15 protein-coding genes are annotated in these 14,731 nt (G+C 51.3%); 10 read left to right on the top strand and 5 right to left on the bottom strand.

Features of this window, described 5'->3' with window-relative positions; genetic code table 11:
* Window positions 1-32: 32 nt before the first annotated feature.
* Window positions 33-1,157: a F0F1 ATP synthase subunit A gene (gene atpB, locus DZK30_RS24730; RefSeq protein WP_118976886.1), complete on the bottom strand. Its 1,125-nt coding sequence runs from the start codon at window positions 1,155-1,157 to the stop codon at window positions 33-35.
* Window positions 1,158-1,483: 326 nt separating this feature from the next.
* On the opposite strand from atpB, the gene DZK30_RS24725 reads away from it, so the two are divergent.
* The 8 genes from DZK30_RS24725 (at window position 1,484) to DZK30_RS24690 (ending at window position 7,559) form a co-directional block, all read left to right on the top strand.
* The gene (locus tag DZK30_RS24725; protein WP_118976885.1) at window positions 1,484-1,741 is read left to right on the top strand and encodes an acyl carrier protein; all 258 of its coding nucleotides are present in this window, start codon (window positions 1,484-1,486) and stop codon (window positions 1,739-1,741) included.
* Between the two features lie 4 nt (window positions 1,742-1,745).
* Window positions 1,746-2,645: an LpxL/LpxP family acyltransferase gene (locus tag DZK30_RS24720; RefSeq protein WP_118976884.1), complete on the top strand. Its 900-nt coding sequence runs from the start codon at window positions 1,746-1,748 to the stop codon at window positions 2,643-2,645.
* 161 nt (window positions 2,646-2,806) lie between these two features.
* The gene (locus tag DZK30_RS24715; protein ID WP_118976883.1) at window positions 2,807-3,199 is read left to right on the top strand and encodes a 3-hydroxyacyl-ACP dehydratase; all 393 of its coding nucleotides are present in this window, start codon (window positions 2,807-2,809) and stop codon (window positions 3,197-3,199) included.
* 51 nt (window positions 3,200-3,250) lie between these two features.
* Window positions 3,251-3,865, top strand: a complete 615-nt coding sequence (locus tag DZK30_RS24710; RefSeq protein ID WP_118976882.1) for a hypothetical protein — start codon at window positions 3,251-3,253, stop codon at window positions 3,863-3,865.
* 106 nt (window positions 3,866-3,971) lie between these two features.
* Entirely contained in the window at window positions 3,972-5,123 is a 1,152-nt protein-coding gene (locus tag DZK30_RS24705) for a beta-ketoacyl-[acyl-carrier-protein] synthase family protein (protein WP_162903445.1), read from the top strand.
* Between the two features lie 12 nt (window positions 5,124-5,135).
* Window positions 5,136-5,840, top strand: coding sequence for a hypothetical protein (locus DZK30_RS24700; protein ID WP_118976880.1), 705 nt, complete (start codon window positions 5,136-5,138; stop codon window positions 5,838-5,840).
* Complete coding sequence (locus DZK30_RS24695) at window positions 5,837-6,514, top strand: SIR2 family NAD-dependent protein deacylase (RefSeq protein ID WP_118976879.1); 678 nt, start codon at window positions 5,837-5,839, stop codon at window positions 6,512-6,514. Before DZK30_RS24700 ends, DZK30_RS24695 begins: the two co-directional genes overlap by 4 nt.
* Window positions 6,515-6,563: 49 nt before the next feature.
* Window positions 6,564-7,559 (top strand): ion channel, encoded by a 996-nt coding sequence (locus DZK30_RS24690; RefSeq protein WP_118976878.1) that lies wholly within the window; start codon window positions 6,564-6,566, stop codon window positions 7,557-7,559.
* On the opposite strand, the gene DZK30_RS24685 is transcribed toward DZK30_RS24690, so the two are convergent.
* From DZK30_RS24685 to msrB, 3 genes are all read right to left on the bottom strand, one after another.
* Window positions 7,556-8,164, bottom strand: coding sequence for a ribonuclease HII (locus tag DZK30_RS24685; RefSeq protein WP_118976933.1), 609 nt, complete (start codon window positions 8,162-8,164; stop codon window positions 7,556-7,558). The genes DZK30_RS24690 and DZK30_RS24685 overlap by 4 nt on opposite strands.
* A 322-nt stretch (window positions 8,165-8,486) precedes the next feature.
* On the bottom strand, window positions 8,487-9,557 hold the full coding sequence (locus tag DZK30_RS24680; RefSeq protein ID WP_118976877.1) for a DUF4421 domain-containing protein: 1,071 nt from the start codon (window positions 9,555-9,557) through the stop codon (window positions 8,487-8,489).
* 34 nt (window positions 9,558-9,591) lie between these two features.
* Window positions 9,592-10,041, bottom strand: a complete 450-nt coding sequence (gene msrB, locus DZK30_RS24675; RefSeq protein ID WP_240432991.1) for a peptide-methionine (R)-S-oxide reductase MsrB — start codon at window positions 10,039-10,041, stop codon at window positions 9,592-9,594.
* Window positions 10,042-10,150: 109 nt separating this feature from the next.
* Between msrB and DZK30_RS24670 the strand changes: the two genes are divergently transcribed.
* Together DZK30_RS24670 and DZK30_RS24665 are read left to right on the top strand one after the other, a co-directional pair.
* Window positions 10,151-10,879 carry a porin family protein gene (locus DZK30_RS24670; protein ID WP_118976876.1) on the top strand — a complete coding sequence of 243 codons (729 nt, stop codon included), beginning with the start codon at window positions 10,151-10,153 and terminating at the stop codon, window positions 10,877-10,879.
* 109 nt (window positions 10,880-10,988) lie between these two features.
* Complete coding sequence (locus DZK30_RS24665; RefSeq protein ID WP_240432990.1) at window positions 10,989-12,080, top strand: COX15/CtaA family protein; 1,092 nt, start codon at window positions 10,989-10,991, stop codon at window positions 12,078-12,080.
* A gap of 26 nt (window positions 12,081-12,106) precedes the next feature.
* Here DZK30_RS24665 and DZK30_RS24660 read toward each other — a convergent pair whose 3' ends face one another.
* Window positions 12,107-14,632, bottom strand: a complete 2,526-nt coding sequence (locus DZK30_RS24660) for a TonB-dependent receptor (RefSeq protein WP_162903444.1) — start codon at window positions 14,630-14,632, stop codon at window positions 12,107-12,109.
* Window positions 14,633-14,731 lie beyond the last annotated feature (99 nt).

The following is a 14,731-nucleotide window of genomic DNA, read 5'->3' as shown; positions in this document are numbered from 1 at the left end:
AAACGTGTTTGTCAAATAGCTTAAGCTTCTCTTCAGGCGATGATCTCCTGCTCCGATACATTATAGCCCTGTCCGGTTACCGGATGCTTGGCATGGTATTCTTCGTGCTCATGATCGTGATGATGCGCTTCTTCGATCGCCTGGCCGATGAATACTGCGGTCAGGTTGGTAAAGATGAAGGCCTGGATGGCAGCTACCAGCAGCTCCAGGAAGAACATGAATATAGCGAAAGCCAGTGATACCGGTACGAAGCCCCAGCCTGCATAGCTGCTGATGGCGCCGAAAATAAAGATCATGGAAATTACGCTCAGGATAATGATGTGTCCCGCCAGCATATTGGCGAAAAGACGGATCATGAGGGCAACGGGCTTAATGAACAGGGAAATGATCTCGATAGGGACCAGCAACAGCTTGATGCCGAAAGGCACGCCGGGAGGGTTGAACAGGTGCCCCCAGAAGTGCTTGTTGCCGCTGAAAATGATCACGATGAACGAGATCAGCGACAGGGCGGCGGTAACGGCGATATTGCCGGTAAAGTTGGCGCCACCGGGCAGCAGGCCTAGCAGGTTGTTGATCCAGATAAAGAAGAATACGGTAAGCAGCAAAGGCATATAGCGCATATACTTATGACCCAGGTTGGGCTTGGCTACCTCGTCGCGTACAAACACGATCACAGGCTCCAGCGCATTCTGGAAACCGGAGGGTGCTTTCATCGCGCCGTTCTTTTTGTATTTTTTCGCCACGCTGGTCATGATCAGCAGGAGCAGGATCACAGAGATCAGCATGGAGGCTACATTCTTGGTAATGGAAAAATCTTTGATCGCTACGCCGTCTTCGGAAACGATCTTGTTTTTTTCATCAAGGGCATAGCCTTCGTAAGATTCATGACCATGATGAAAACGTGCAGAGGAGAAAACGGAGAGCCCTTTTTGCGGGTGGTAAACGATTACCGGAAGCGGTACTGAAAAGGGGTGGCCGTTCCAGTCAAAAAAATGCCAGTCGTGGTTGTCGCCGATGTGGCCAAATATTACTTCCGAAGCGTCAAATTCTTTCTTTTCGCCATGGGACGCTCCAGCATGCTCTTCAGAGGCAAAAGCGCTGAAACCCGCTACGATAAAGAATAAGACAGCAAATAACCGTTTACAAATAGTTAACACAGCACTGAAATTTTGCGCAAAGGTAAGCGTTTTAATTAGAAAACAAAGCTTCTACATCAAAATGAAGAATTTTTTTATGCTGTTTTCTCCCGGAAAACAGGGGGAAGAGCCGGATGAAAACAACAGGTTTTTGCCTGCCTGTTTTTGCCGCTTTTCAGGATCAGCGGTTTGCATGCGATCACCCGGTAAAAAGGCGTAATTCTTAACCGGGTCTCTTCTCTTATTCAAAAATATATTTACCTTTGCATGTTTTATGGAAAGCCCTGTGTGTATTTCCGAGAACCCTATAACAACCCTATAACAAAGATCATCGAAGCAGTATTGACATGAATTATCAGGAAATAGTAAGTCGTATAAACGATTTTTTGGCAGAAGACTTTGAGGTAGAACCGTCTGCTATTACCCCCGAAGCTACCCTTAAAGAGACCCTTGATCTGGATAGCCTTGATTACATTGATCTTATTGTGGCTATTGAGAGTAATTTCGGCTTTAAAGTAAGGCCCGAAGATTTCCAGACCATGATCACCATCAAGGATTTCTACGATTATGTAGCCAACCGGCTCGAAACCAATATAACTGCCTGAGGAAATGTCCACCTGGGATGGACAATCGAAAGGTAACCGTCTCGGTTATTCGATTTTTATTTTACTGTTGCGTTGGGGAGGCATTACGCCCGCTTACTGGCTACTACGGTTTGTAGTGCTGTACTACCTGTGGTTTGTACCCAGGGCCACACGGCCGCTACGCGACCTGTACCGCGACCGCTTACAGCTGGGCCCGGCACATACCCGCCGCCTGATCCGTAGCAATATCCTCACCTTTGGGCAAACCATCATCGATCGTATCGTAGTGATGAGCGGGCAAAAGCACCGCTTTACCGTAGAGCGCACGGGAGGGCAATACCTAAACCAGTTGGCAGACGGCGGCCAGGGCGGCATCATCGTCAGCGCGCACCTGGGTAACTATGAAATGGCCGGCCACTTGCTGCAACGGCTCAATTCCGTCATCAACATCGTTATGTACGATGGCGAGGCACAGCAGATCAAGCAATACCTGGACAAGGTGACCGGGCCCAAAACATTCAACATCATTTTTATTAAGGAAGATATGTCTCATATTTATGAGATGTCGGCCGCTTTACGCCGCAACGAGCTGATCTGTATCCATGCCGACCGTTATGTGCCCGGCAACCGCACCATTGCTCATTCTTTTCTCGGGGCAGAAGCGCATTTCCCTCTTGGTCCTTTTGTTTTGGCCAGCAAGCTGAAAGCACCGGTCTGCTTCGTATTTGCACTCAAGGAGTCCAAATACGGGTATCATTTCTACGGTAATCCTCCCAAAGTCTACGAAGGGCGGGGTACCACCGGCGCCGAAGCGATGCTCGCCGATTATGTAGGCCTTTTGGAAGAAAAAGTGAAGCAATACCCGGAACAATGGTTCAATTATTTTGATTTCTGGGCTGTTCCGGAAGCGCCTGCTGTATCTTAAAAGCATCCTTGTAAGTGTCGTGCTATGGGCCTACAAGGATGCTTTCCCTCTGGATCAGTTGTTCTCAGCTATGGCAGTCATCGCCTGAAAAATCCGCCTTTCCCGGTATTGCAGAGCTACCGGTTAATGTTTAATTTCGCCGCACCAATCAGATTTTAACCATGCAATACATTCCCCAGGCGGCCCCCTTCGAGATGATCGATGCAGTAGAGCAGGTTACCGAAACGGAGACCTGCACCCGCTTCACGATCCGGGAAGGGCACCTGTTTGTCGATGATGGGGTATTTACAGAGCCCGGGCTGATCGAGAATATGGCGCAAACCGCTGCCGCAGGTACGGGCTGGAAGGCGGCGCAACAGCAGCAACCGGCCCCGGTAGGCTTTATCGGCGCAGTAAAGAATTTTGAGGTGACCCTGCTGCCGGCGGTCGGCGATACGATCGTGTCTACGGTGACTATGCTGCACCAGGTAATGAATGCACATGTGGTGCAGGGACGGGTGATGCTTAATGATGAACTGATCGCAGAAGCTGAGTTCAAGATTTTCCTGCAATAAGGACCTGCTTTGTCTTTTTTATAACATCCATAACCCTTAAAATGCCGATTTATGAAACGGATCGCTTTTCTTTTTCTCTTTTTCCTGGGCACAATAACCCTAGTGCGGGCACAGGACGTATTTGATACCAAACAACAGGTAACCTGGCTGGGTCTTGATTTTTCGGCACTGAAGCTGGTCAAATCAGACGAGATGGTCACCAACGATGAGCTACAGAACAAGTATTTCCCGGGCTGGAACGACCTGGTGATGAATGAACCTAAGAAATTCGATATTGCCAAGGCGGTAGACCGGGCTTCTGTGGACAATGATCTCAGCGCTGTGACAGACGCCAATAAAAGCGCCAAGGGCGATTTCATCACTACCGACAAAGCTGCCTTTGAGCACCTGAACAAGGCCCAGATCCAGCAGATGGTGAAAAAATACAACCTTAAAGGCAAATCGGGCATCGGCCTGGTACTGGTTGTAGAAGCCATGGACAAGAATCGGAAGGAAGCATCCATGTGGGTAACCTTCATCAATATGGGCACGAAAGAAGTGCTGTTGAGCAAGGCCATCATTGGCGAGAGCGGCGGCTTCGGTTTCCGTAATTATTGGGCCGGGGCCATCAATAAGGTGCTGAAGGCGATGCCCGGCGAAATGAAAAAATGGAAAAAGGGAAACTAAGAGCGCACAGCGGAAAACTCCCTAAATTTGAAACCTCGTAGCCCTTCCGCTACGGGGTTTTATTGTAAAAGCACAGGAATGCTTTCCTGCATAGAAATCAGTTATCGTGTCCCGTATATTCGCTATCAGTTCCGCCTTGCTCAGTCCGGTCGGGCATACACCGGAGCAGCATATGACTGCGCTGCGAGAGCAGCAGCCGGCCATCAGGGTTTTTGAAGACGCCGCCATTGCGCCGGGACCTTTTTGGGCTTCACGGTTGCGGCCCGACCAGCTTCAGATGATAGCCGCACGCTATCCGGGCCACGGACTGGCCCTTAGCCCTTTTGAACAGATGTGCCTCTATGCTGTCGAAACAGCAATGGCCCAAACCGCAGTAGACATCCGCAGCGAAGATTGTATCCTTATCCTGTCGACCACCAAGGGTAATATCGAATGGCTGAACCGCCAACCCGACGACAGGATCAGCCTGCACCGCTCCGCTGCGCTGATAGCGGAGCAGCTGGGGCTGGCTCACCGGCCAATGATTGTTTCTAATGCCTGCATTTCGGGCGCCCTGGCGCTGATTACCGGCATGCGGCTGCTGGAAGGGGGGCATTACCGGCATGCGATCGTGGTGGGCTGCGACAGGTTCAGCAGCTTTATCTACAGCGGGTTCCAATCGTTCCATGCGCTGGCCGAAGGCCTGTGCCGGCCCTTTGACCGCGACCGAAAGGGTATCAACCTGGGCGAGGCTGCGGCCTGCATGGTGCTCTCGGTCGATGAGACCGCCGGCGTAGAAGCGCCCCTGGCAAGGCTTATGGGCGGCGGCGTGAGCAATGATGCCAACCACCTGTCGGGGCCCAGCCGCACGGGAGCTGAGCTGGCCATGGCGATCACACAGGCGATGCAGCAGGCCGCTTTAGTACCGGCGCAGATCGGTGCAATTTCGGCACATGGCACTGCAACTGCATTTAACGACGAGATGGAGGCCAAAGCCCTTACACAGGCAGGCGTGGCGCATGCGCCGCTGCACAGCTTTAAAAGCTATACCGGCCATACCCTGGGCGCAGCGGGCATCCTGGAATCGGTAGTGGCCTGTATGGCCATGCAGCAGGATATATTGCCTGCGTCGCTAAACTACGCGGCTTCGGGGGTATCGTCACCGGTAAACGTGCAGGCGGATACGGTCGCCGGACGATACGACTACGTATTGAAGACCGCTTCCGGATTCGGAGGCTGCAATGCAGCGCTGATATGGGAAAAATACCTGACCACCTGAAATACCTGATCTATGGACGAAATGATCGTATTCAGCACCTATCCCACACTGGAAGCGGCGGAGCAGGCCGCAATGCTGCTGCGGAACAATGGCATCACAGCTGAAGCAAAGCATGAGATGAGGTCGCTTGACAGCAATTATCTCGGGCAGCAGTTCGGCGACCCTTACCTGCTTTACCTGCCGGGCAAGGATTTTGACCGGGCGCGTACGATCCTGGAAGATCATACGGTGGTTGATCCCGGTGAAGTCGATCCTGGTTACCAACTGCTGACATTCAGCGACGACGAGCTCATCGATGTTATGATGAACAAGGAAGAGTGGGGTATCTATAACTACAAATTGGCGGCAGCCTTGCTGAAACGCCGTAATGTACCGATACCGGAAGCTCAGATCGGGATCGCCGAAGCCGAACAGCTGCGGGAAAAAGAAAAAGCGGTCTCATCCGGCTTATCGCTGTTGTTGCTCGGCTATAGCTCCCTGCTCTCGGGTGCCGCCCTGGCCTTGGTCAGGCATCCGGCATTTACACTGTTGCCAGGTGGCCTGGCCCTGTTTGTAGGCTGGATACTCAGCTATACAAAACGCACACTATCCAATGGCGTACAGGTACATTATTATAAACCCGCGGCCCGCCTGCATGGATTGATCCTGTTCTGGGGCGCATTGGGTTTTGCGGTCATACGTTACCTCATCTTATGGATACAATATAGCGGAACATGAAACAAAAAATAGTAGTTCTTACCGGCGCCGGCATCAGCGCCGAAAGCGGTTTGAGGACCTTCAGAGACAGCAATGGCTTATGGGAAAATTACCGGGTGCAGGATGTGGCTACGCCCGGGGCCTGGAAAAAGGATATGGACCTGGTGCTGCGCTTTTACAACGAGCGTCGCAGAGATGTACTGGCTGCCCAACCCAATGCGGCGCACCTTGGTCTTGCCGCACTGGAGACAAAATACGAAGTGCATATCGTTACCCAGAATATCGACGATCTGCACGAGCGGGCAGGTAGCAGCAATGTACTGCACCTGCATGGGGAAATACTGACCATGCGCAGCGAGAAAGACCCTTCCATTATTTACGAAATACGTTCCGACATACAACGTGGCGATCTCGCGCCGGATGGCGCGCAGCTGCGGCCCAATATCGTATGGTTCGAGGAAGAGGTGCCTATGATCAATCATGCCATCCCGCTGATGCAGAAGGCCGATATCTTTGTGCTTGTAGGCTCCTCGTTGGCCGTATACCCGGCGGCCGGCCTGCTACAATTTGTAAGTCCCGCTGCACCCAGGTATGTGCTCGACAAAGCGATCCCCGATGTGCAGCACCCCAACATTGTTCCGATCGAAAAACCGGCAACAGAAGGCATAACAGACCTGCTGCAGTTACTGATGTAGCTTTAGTCATCGGTTATGCTTATTTTGAAAAGCTTTTAAACGATAATCCATGAATACCCATAAGCAGGTAAAACGCCCGAAGGAGGTGAACAACTCGGGATTCAGCGGCAACAGCAGCGCCGAAGGAAAGCGGCTGCTGAATAAGGATGGCAGCGCCAACCTGAGCAAAACGGGTATCCCGTTTTACCAGCGGTTCAGTATCTACCATACCTTGCTTAAAATGAGCCGGATGAAATTCCTGATCGTGGTTTTTCTTTTTTATACCACAGTCAATCTTTTCTTTGCCGGCATCTACATGCTTATCGGTACTGATAAACTTTCGGGAGGGCCGGACAATCATCGTTTCATTGACAACTTCCTTCACTCGTTCTTTTTTAGCTCACAAACGCTGACTACCGTGGGCTATGGTCATGTGGCGCCGGTAGGTGTGGTGGCCAATTGCATCGCCTCGATTGAATCTTTCCTGGGTATCATGACCTTTGCGCTGGTAACGGGTATGTTCTATGCCCGCTTTTCCCGTCCCAAGGCCTATATCCGCTTCAGCGACAACTTTATCGTGTCGCCCTACCAGGAAGGAAGGGCCATTATGTTCCGGCTGGCGACTTATAAGAACAATGACCTTACCGATGTCAGCGCCGAAGTGACAGCAGCAGTGCATCATATGGAAAACGGGAAACGGATAACGCGGTTCTATCCCCTGAAGCTGGAGATCAGCCGCATCAACTCCCTTGCCATCAGCTGGACCTGTGTGCATTATATGAATGAGGAGAGTCCCTTCTGGCAAATGAGAGAGGAAGATATGATGGCACGTTCGATAGAGCTGCTGGTAACCATCAAAGGATTTGATGATCATTTCTCCAATACAGTGCAGCAGCGTACCTCTTATGCCAATGAAGAGCTGGTATACGGCGCGCGTTTCGTGCCCATGTATGAGCGCTCCGAATCCGGTGGGCACACAGAAGTTATGCTGGACAGGATCGGCAGTTTTACGCGGCACTCCTTTGTGGAGGAGCCCGACCGGCAGCCGACGGACGAAGCCGGTTAGCCCTCTTCTGTTACAAAGTCCTTTTTGCCCGGCCTTATCTGGAAGGTAAGGCGATGATAAGGCGTATGCCCCAGCTCTCTTACTTTTTGCTTATGATAGGGAGTGGGATAGCCCTTGTTCTCTTTCCAGTTGTAAGGAACAAAAGCGTCGTGCAGGTCGCTCATATAGGCATCCCGGTGTGTCTTTGCAAGAATACTGGCCGCCGCGATGCTGGCATATTTGCCGTCGCCCTTGATCACGCATTCATGAGGGATGCCGAAGTAGGGTGTAAAGCGGTTACCATCGATCAGCAGCAACTCGGGAATAATGCGTAGCTGCTCAATAGCCAGGTGCATGGCCTTAAAGGATGCCTTCAGTATATTGATGCGGTCGATCTCCTGGTTGTCGACAAAAGCGACCGCCCAGGACAAAGCTTTTTCTTCGATCACAGGGCGTAGCAGTTCCCTTTGTTCCTCTGACAGCTGTTTGCTGTCGTTGAGAAAAGGATGGTGGAAGTCTTTGGGCAGAATGACTGCGGCAGCCACTACAGGACCGGCCAGGCATCCTCTCCCGGCCTCGTCGCATCCGGCTTCTACAATATTGTCCTGGAAGAAAGGTAACAGCATCTTCGCAAAAATAATTGAAAAATGCCGGCAGTAGGCGCCCATTTTTCAGATCAAGCGGAAAAGCCGGGGGAGAAGGAACGCTTTGATTTGTTGGGCTTGCTGTTTATGTATTAAAACCCTTACATGTTAGTCGCTCGGGATAGAATGTCTGTAGCGTAAGCAACATGCCATCCACATTGCACTGCAGCGGCAAAATGTCGGTAGACGCAACCAGACAAACCCATTTCTCTTACGCCCCGGGGAGTAAAGAGAAATGGGGACAGATCAGTAGCCGTTCAGGCCGCTTCGCGTCCCGAACGGCGTCCCGATGGAACGGTCTTGCCTATTTGGTCAGGTTTTTGGGCGCTTCAAGCACTTTATCTACCGGCTTGATGGTCTTTCTGGTCTTGCGGTCAAGTGTGAACCGGCGGGCTACCGTGAGCCGGTAATTACCCGTGCTGATCCGGTACATACCTTCATTGTAAGACCCGTCGGCAGTGACGGTGCTGTTGACCAGGGAGGCTGTATAGATCCAGCGCCTGCTGTTGTAGCCTACGGCTACACGCACCATAAAATTGGGTGAGACGCTGATCTTATTTTTTTCCTCGGTAAGCGTAGCCTCGTTTACGAAATCTATGGGAATGTTCACTGTAAGCGAGCCGGTAGCAAACCAATTGCGTTTGTATACAAACGTGTAGGCATAGCCGCCGCCGGGGCCTATATTGAAAAAGCGCATCCGTTTGACATTTCCCTGGGGAAATTGCCCGGCTAGCTCCCTGGGTACCAGCAAGCTGTCGCTATTGATAACACCATAGTAGACATCGCCGCCCAATAGAAAAGTACCTGCCGACTGGGTCTGCCACTCGTTTTGGATCAGGCCGGCGCGATAGGAGAATTTGCGGTTGTTGAAAGCATAATAAGCAGAGCCGCCAACCATTCTTACCCTGATATCGGGCCGTATGTAATAGCCCGGTACGCCGGCGATATAATTTTCGGGCGAAAGGTAATAGCCTTTGTAGAACTGGCCGAAGAGGTCGACGATAACCTTCCGGCCATAGAGATGCGCCTGGAGATCGAGGTAGCGGGTTTTGCCGCGCTCTTTACCGTCGCCGTTCAGGCCGGGAAAGCCATAAGCGAGGTTAAGGGAAAAAGAGCGGTAAGTGGCGCCTATACCCAGGTTAAGCGTGGTGTTGGGGCGATAGCGGAAAGAAGATTCTTTGCTGTTCCCGGGTATGCGTATACCCGTATATTTCTGCGACAGATAGATCCTGGCGGTGATCTCACGGTCGTAGGCTTTAACGTAGGCGGTATCGGTGGGCGACCGCTTCAAAATGCCCTTGAGCAGCTGGGCCTCACTGTAGTTGGGCACAGCACAAAACATCCCTAATGTTGTCAACACTACGATTCCCTTCATGAAAGGTCTTTTTCTATTTCAAAACGTAAGCTTGTTACTTCGATGCAATACCCGGCTCAAAATCGAGCGATATCGAGTTCATGCAAAACCGTTTGTAGCTGGGTGGCGGCCCGTCGTCGAAAATATGCCCCAGGTGCGACTCACAACGGCCGCAAAGCACCTCGGTACGGTGCATCCCATGCGAGTTGTCGTCACGATAGATCACACTATTGGGTCTGATGGCTTCAAAAAAGCTGGGCCAGCCGCAGCTGCTCGCAAATTTGGCATCAGATTTGAAGAGGGTATTTCCGCAGACGGCACAGTAATAAGTTCCTTTTGTATCGGCATCCCAATACTGGCCGGTAAATGCCCTTTCCGTAGCCTGCTCGCGTGCAACGGCATAGAGGTCTGCGGGCAGGATCTTCTTCCATTCGGCATCGGAGACATGGAGGTGAGTTGTGTCCGTGCGGGAATAATGGGGGTTGTTGGTATGGTCGTTTGTCATAGTACGCTCTTGTGAGACTCCTTTACAGGACGGAAATAAAAGCATAACAATAAAAAAGAGTGTTAATCTCATCTTAAATTCTAATTTTGCATTAAATAAACCCTGCTTTATGAACAAAATAGTTCTGCTTATATTCTTAACACTTTTGTCTACAACAACTTTTGCGCAGATAAAGTTCGGACCGGAGGCCGGTTACTACATGGGAATGCAGAGCCGGAAAAAGATAATAACTGCTTCGGAAAAGGTGACTGAAAACAGCAAACCCGCTCCTGGCGCGTCGGCAGGTGTGGTAGCCGACCTTCAGCTGATGAAGAATATGTACCTGCAAGGGGGTGTTTTTTATCTTTTTGAAAATATAAAATATGCAGACCACGTCGATTTTACGCGATTTGGCCTCGGCTCGCCCAGCCAAACGGCTTATTACAGGATTCATAATTTCCGCGTTCCCGTTTATCTTGTCTATAAATCAGGCTTCGAAGGTACGGGTCGTTTTATAGCCGGCGCAGGGCCTTATGTATCCTATCTTTTTTCGGGAAGCTGGAAAGCCGATATCCCTGTAGTTACCTACGGTACCGATCCGCAAAAAGTTTCGGGATACGATTACCTGCACAAAAGCAAAGATCTGCAATTTGGTACAGATAAAACGGATGATCTCAAGAGCTGGGATTATGGCGCCGCTGCTTTCCTGGGTTACGAAGCCAATGTGGGTTTGTACTTCAAAGCCAATTTCTCTTATGGGCTGGGCAACCTGAGCCCTCTGAATACCGACGTTTCCCGGGTAAGGAGCTGGGGAATGGGCATTTCGATCGGCTACCTGTTCGGGAAAGATGGTTGGTAAAGCCACCTGATATGCCAATGGAAATAATAGGTTAACCAGGCATTTACTTCGGTAAATGCCTTCGCCGTTTATCGATGCAAGCTTACCTTTGCGCAAAAATTGCGGCGATTTGAATACCTTCAGCACATTACCCGGTGAAGCATCCGGGCGCAGGCAGAAAAGAGTGGCCCAATGGCTGATCACCGGCGTGGTGATGATCATTATCCAGACCCTGCTGGGCGGCGTGACCCGGCTTACCGGCTCGGGCCTTTCTATTACAGAATGGGATGTGGTGACAGGAGCCTTGCCACCGCTGAACCACGATGCCTGGGTAAAGGAGTTTGCGCGGTACCAACAGTCGCCGCAGTATCATTATCTCAACAGCGACTTTACCTTAAGCGATTTCAAGTCCATCTTTTTCTGGGAATGGTTTCACCGTTTGTGGGCACGCCTGATCGGGTTTGTCTTTGCGATCCCCTTTATTTATTTTCTGGTGAAAAGATATTTCAGCAGGGAAATGGTAATGCCCCTGGTCGCACTGTTTGTCCTGGGAGCACTTCAGGGAGCGGTAGGCTGGATCATGGTAAAGAGCGGGCTTACCGGCGATGCGATCTATGTACGCCCTACGAAGCTGGCGATCCATTTTGTACTCGCCATGATACTGGCCTGCTATGTGCTGTGGTTTGCCTTGCAATTGCTGATACCGGCTACAGAAAAAGTATATCGTCCCGTTTTACGTAACCTGTATATCCTTACCTTCCTGGTGCTGCTGTTGCAGCTGGTATATGGCGCCCTGATGGCTGGCAACAAAGCCGCTACGGCCGCTGCAACCTGGCCCACCATCAATGGTAGCTGGATACCGGGAGGTATGGGTGAAGCCGCCTCTGGCCATCCCTTGCTGGAAAATAAGATCACCATTCATTTTATCCACCGGAGTATCGCCTATTTGCTTGCCCTTCTTGTCTTCTTATCTGCTTTCATCGCTTATCGCAAGCGAGCCTGGAGCAAGGCGTTTGTACGGTACCGCTGGCAGCCGGCAACACTGGTGCTGCTGCAGGTGATCCTGGGTATATGTACTGTGTTGACGAGTGTGTCGATCGTACCCAATCGATGGGGCATCTTCGAAACCCTGGCTGAGCTGCATCAACTCATTGCGATGTTTTTGATGATGGCCCTGGTGGTGCAGCTGTACCTGCTGGGCGGCAGACGGCAGGCAGCATGATCGCTTAAACCTTAAACACCGGGATATCAGAAACTCAGCGTATAGGTCAGGATAACCGATACCGGCAATAGCACGGTCCTGTCGAGCTGATTGTTGTTGTTCCTGGAGAAGTAGTAAAAAGCATTGGCCCTGTTGTATACATTGAGTACACTCAGGTTCCAGGTGCCATGTAGCCGGCTGCTGTACCGGTTAAGCCAACTGATGCCAAGATCCAGCCGGTGATAAGCCCGCTGCTCTGTGGTCGCTGCATATTCCTTTACCAGTTCAGCATCGTAAGACAAATCGGAAGTGCGGATAATAGGTACAGGAGCCTGTGGCTTGCTCTGGAAAGAAAAAACACCCGATAGCTCCAGTGTTTTGCCCAGCTTATATAAGGCCACCAGGTTAAGGTTGTGGCGCCGGTCGTATTTGTAGGGAAAAGTAAGGCCGTTGTTGATCTCGGGCAGCGTACGATTGCTCCAGGACAAGGCATAACTGAACCAGCCGGTAAAATTACCTTTTGTCCTTCTCAGAGAAATTTCAATGCCATAGGCGGCGCCCTTGCCCGTTGCTACCTCCTTGTCCCAACTGGTGTTCTTGGTGACTTCCGCGGAATCGACCAGGCGCAGTAGCAATAGCTCGGCCACATCTTTGATCCCCTTATAGTAAGATTCTACGCTGAAATCGAACAGGCCGTTGACAACGCCAGACACGCCCAGGCTAACCTGATTTGAGACCTGCGGTTTCAGCTTGTCGGTAGAAGGTATCCATGTATCGATGGGCAAGGAGGTCTGGCTGGCCGACAGGCGGTGAACGTTCTGCTGCATCTTTACATAAGCGCCATACAGGAACCAGCCCGGATGCAGCTCATAACGTACATTTATCCTGGGTTGTAGTGACAGGTAAGTCTTGCTGTTCTGCACATAGCGATTGAAATGCAGGCCTGCCGATGCCGTCCAGCGGGAAGCGATATTGAAGTGATCTTCGAGGTACAGTCCGCTTTCGCTGCTGATCGAATCGCGGATGATCTCTTCTTCATTCGGTGGCGGGTTGGCGATCAGAGCCGGGTCCTGCAATGCCCAATCCTTGGTAAAGTGGTAAGGGTCAAATTTGTGATGCGTGTAATAAAGGCCCGCTTCGATATCATGGTTATTGCCCAACTGGTAATGGGCATCCCATTTGCCGCCGATATCGTATACACCGCTGGTGGCCCTTTCTTTCAATCCGTTCCAGTATTGTACATCGGGATCCCTTCTTCCCGGCATCTCCAAAGTAAAATCGGTACCTGCATCAAGGTTGTAGGTAGAATAGAGAATGCTGAGATTAGTAGTCAGACGGGGCGAATAATCGTGGCGCCATCTCAGGCTGGCCGCTTTGTTTGTAGTCCGGAACGAAATGCCGGTCGTCTGGTTGTTCCCTCCGGCGTAGAAGGTATCGCTGTTGAGGTTGAATATATCCTTGGAAGCATAACCGCTGAGGTACAGGTGGTCTTTGTCGGAGAAGCGGTGGTGCAGCTTGATATTCATATCCTGGAATTGCAGCTTGACCCCGGGGGTAAACAGGCGAACGTATATATCGTGGTAACTCTTCCGTGCCGCGATCATAAACGTGGTTTTGTCTTTAATAATAGGCCCCTCCAGCATAATGTCCGAGGCAAAGGTGCCCACCGACAGCGCCCCATGCAGCTGTTGGGGGTCGCCATCCTTCATACCTACATCCCATACCGAGGAAATGCGGCCACTATAACGTGCGGGAAAAGCACCTTTGTAGATCTCCAGATTTTCCACCGCATTGACGTTCACTGTAGAAACCAGGCCGAAAAGATGCGTAGCATTGAATACATTGGCATCGTCGAGCAGCAGCAGGTTCTGGTCAGGCGCTCCGCCACGCACAATGAGCGAGCCGGAGCCGTCGTTGGCTTCCTGTATGCCCGGGGTGATCTTAAGCATACTGATGAGATCGACATCGCCGCAGAAACGGGGCAGGTAAAACAGCCGGTTGATGGGAGGGGATACCCTGCTTAAAGGTGATACCGGAACCACATCGTCGGGGTCGCCGACGAGCACCGAATCAAGGCTGGACGGCGCCACATCCATGCGGATGCGCACGAGGGGGGCGTCTGCTGCCTGCAGTACGACCTCGACAGGCTTATAGCTCAGGTAGCTGAGCCGGAGCTTTAAGGTGTCCGAAGGTGAGGTAAGGCTAAAATAGCCGTCCTGGTTGGTGAAAGTGCCGGATCGCCCTTCTCCCGGCAACGAAATGGCTACGCCTTTCAGCACCTCGCCCGTTTGTTTGTCTTCGATTACCCCATTAAATTGATATAGGGGACGTTTGCCAGGTTGGCGCCCTGCGGCGGGCCCAATAAGGATCACATGGTGCCGTTCTTCAAAGATATAGCCTGATCCCTGGAGTAATTGTTCAAGAACCACTTGCAGTTTTTCCTCTTTGAACGACATGGGCTTTACCTCGTAGGTCTGTAGACCGCTGGTTTCGTAGGCGAAGGAATAGCCGGTGGCCTGCTGTAGCTGCAAAACACATTTATCCAGCCTGCCGGAAGCGAAGTCGATGGTCAACCTGGTATCCAGCAGCTGGGCATATGTATTTATTCCAGCGAAAACAAAAAGAAGAATAAAAGCAACTCTGGAATAAATAAGCCTTGACGATCTCCTACA

Source organism: Taibaiella koreensis (assembly GCF_003545715.1).
GTDB classification, from domain to species: Bacteria; Bacteroidota; Bacteroidia; order Chitinophagales; family Chitinophagaceae; genus Taibaiella; species Taibaiella koreensis.
The sequence above is the reverse complement of the archived record's forward strand: the minus strand, read 5'-3'. Positions and strand labels throughout refer to the sequence as shown.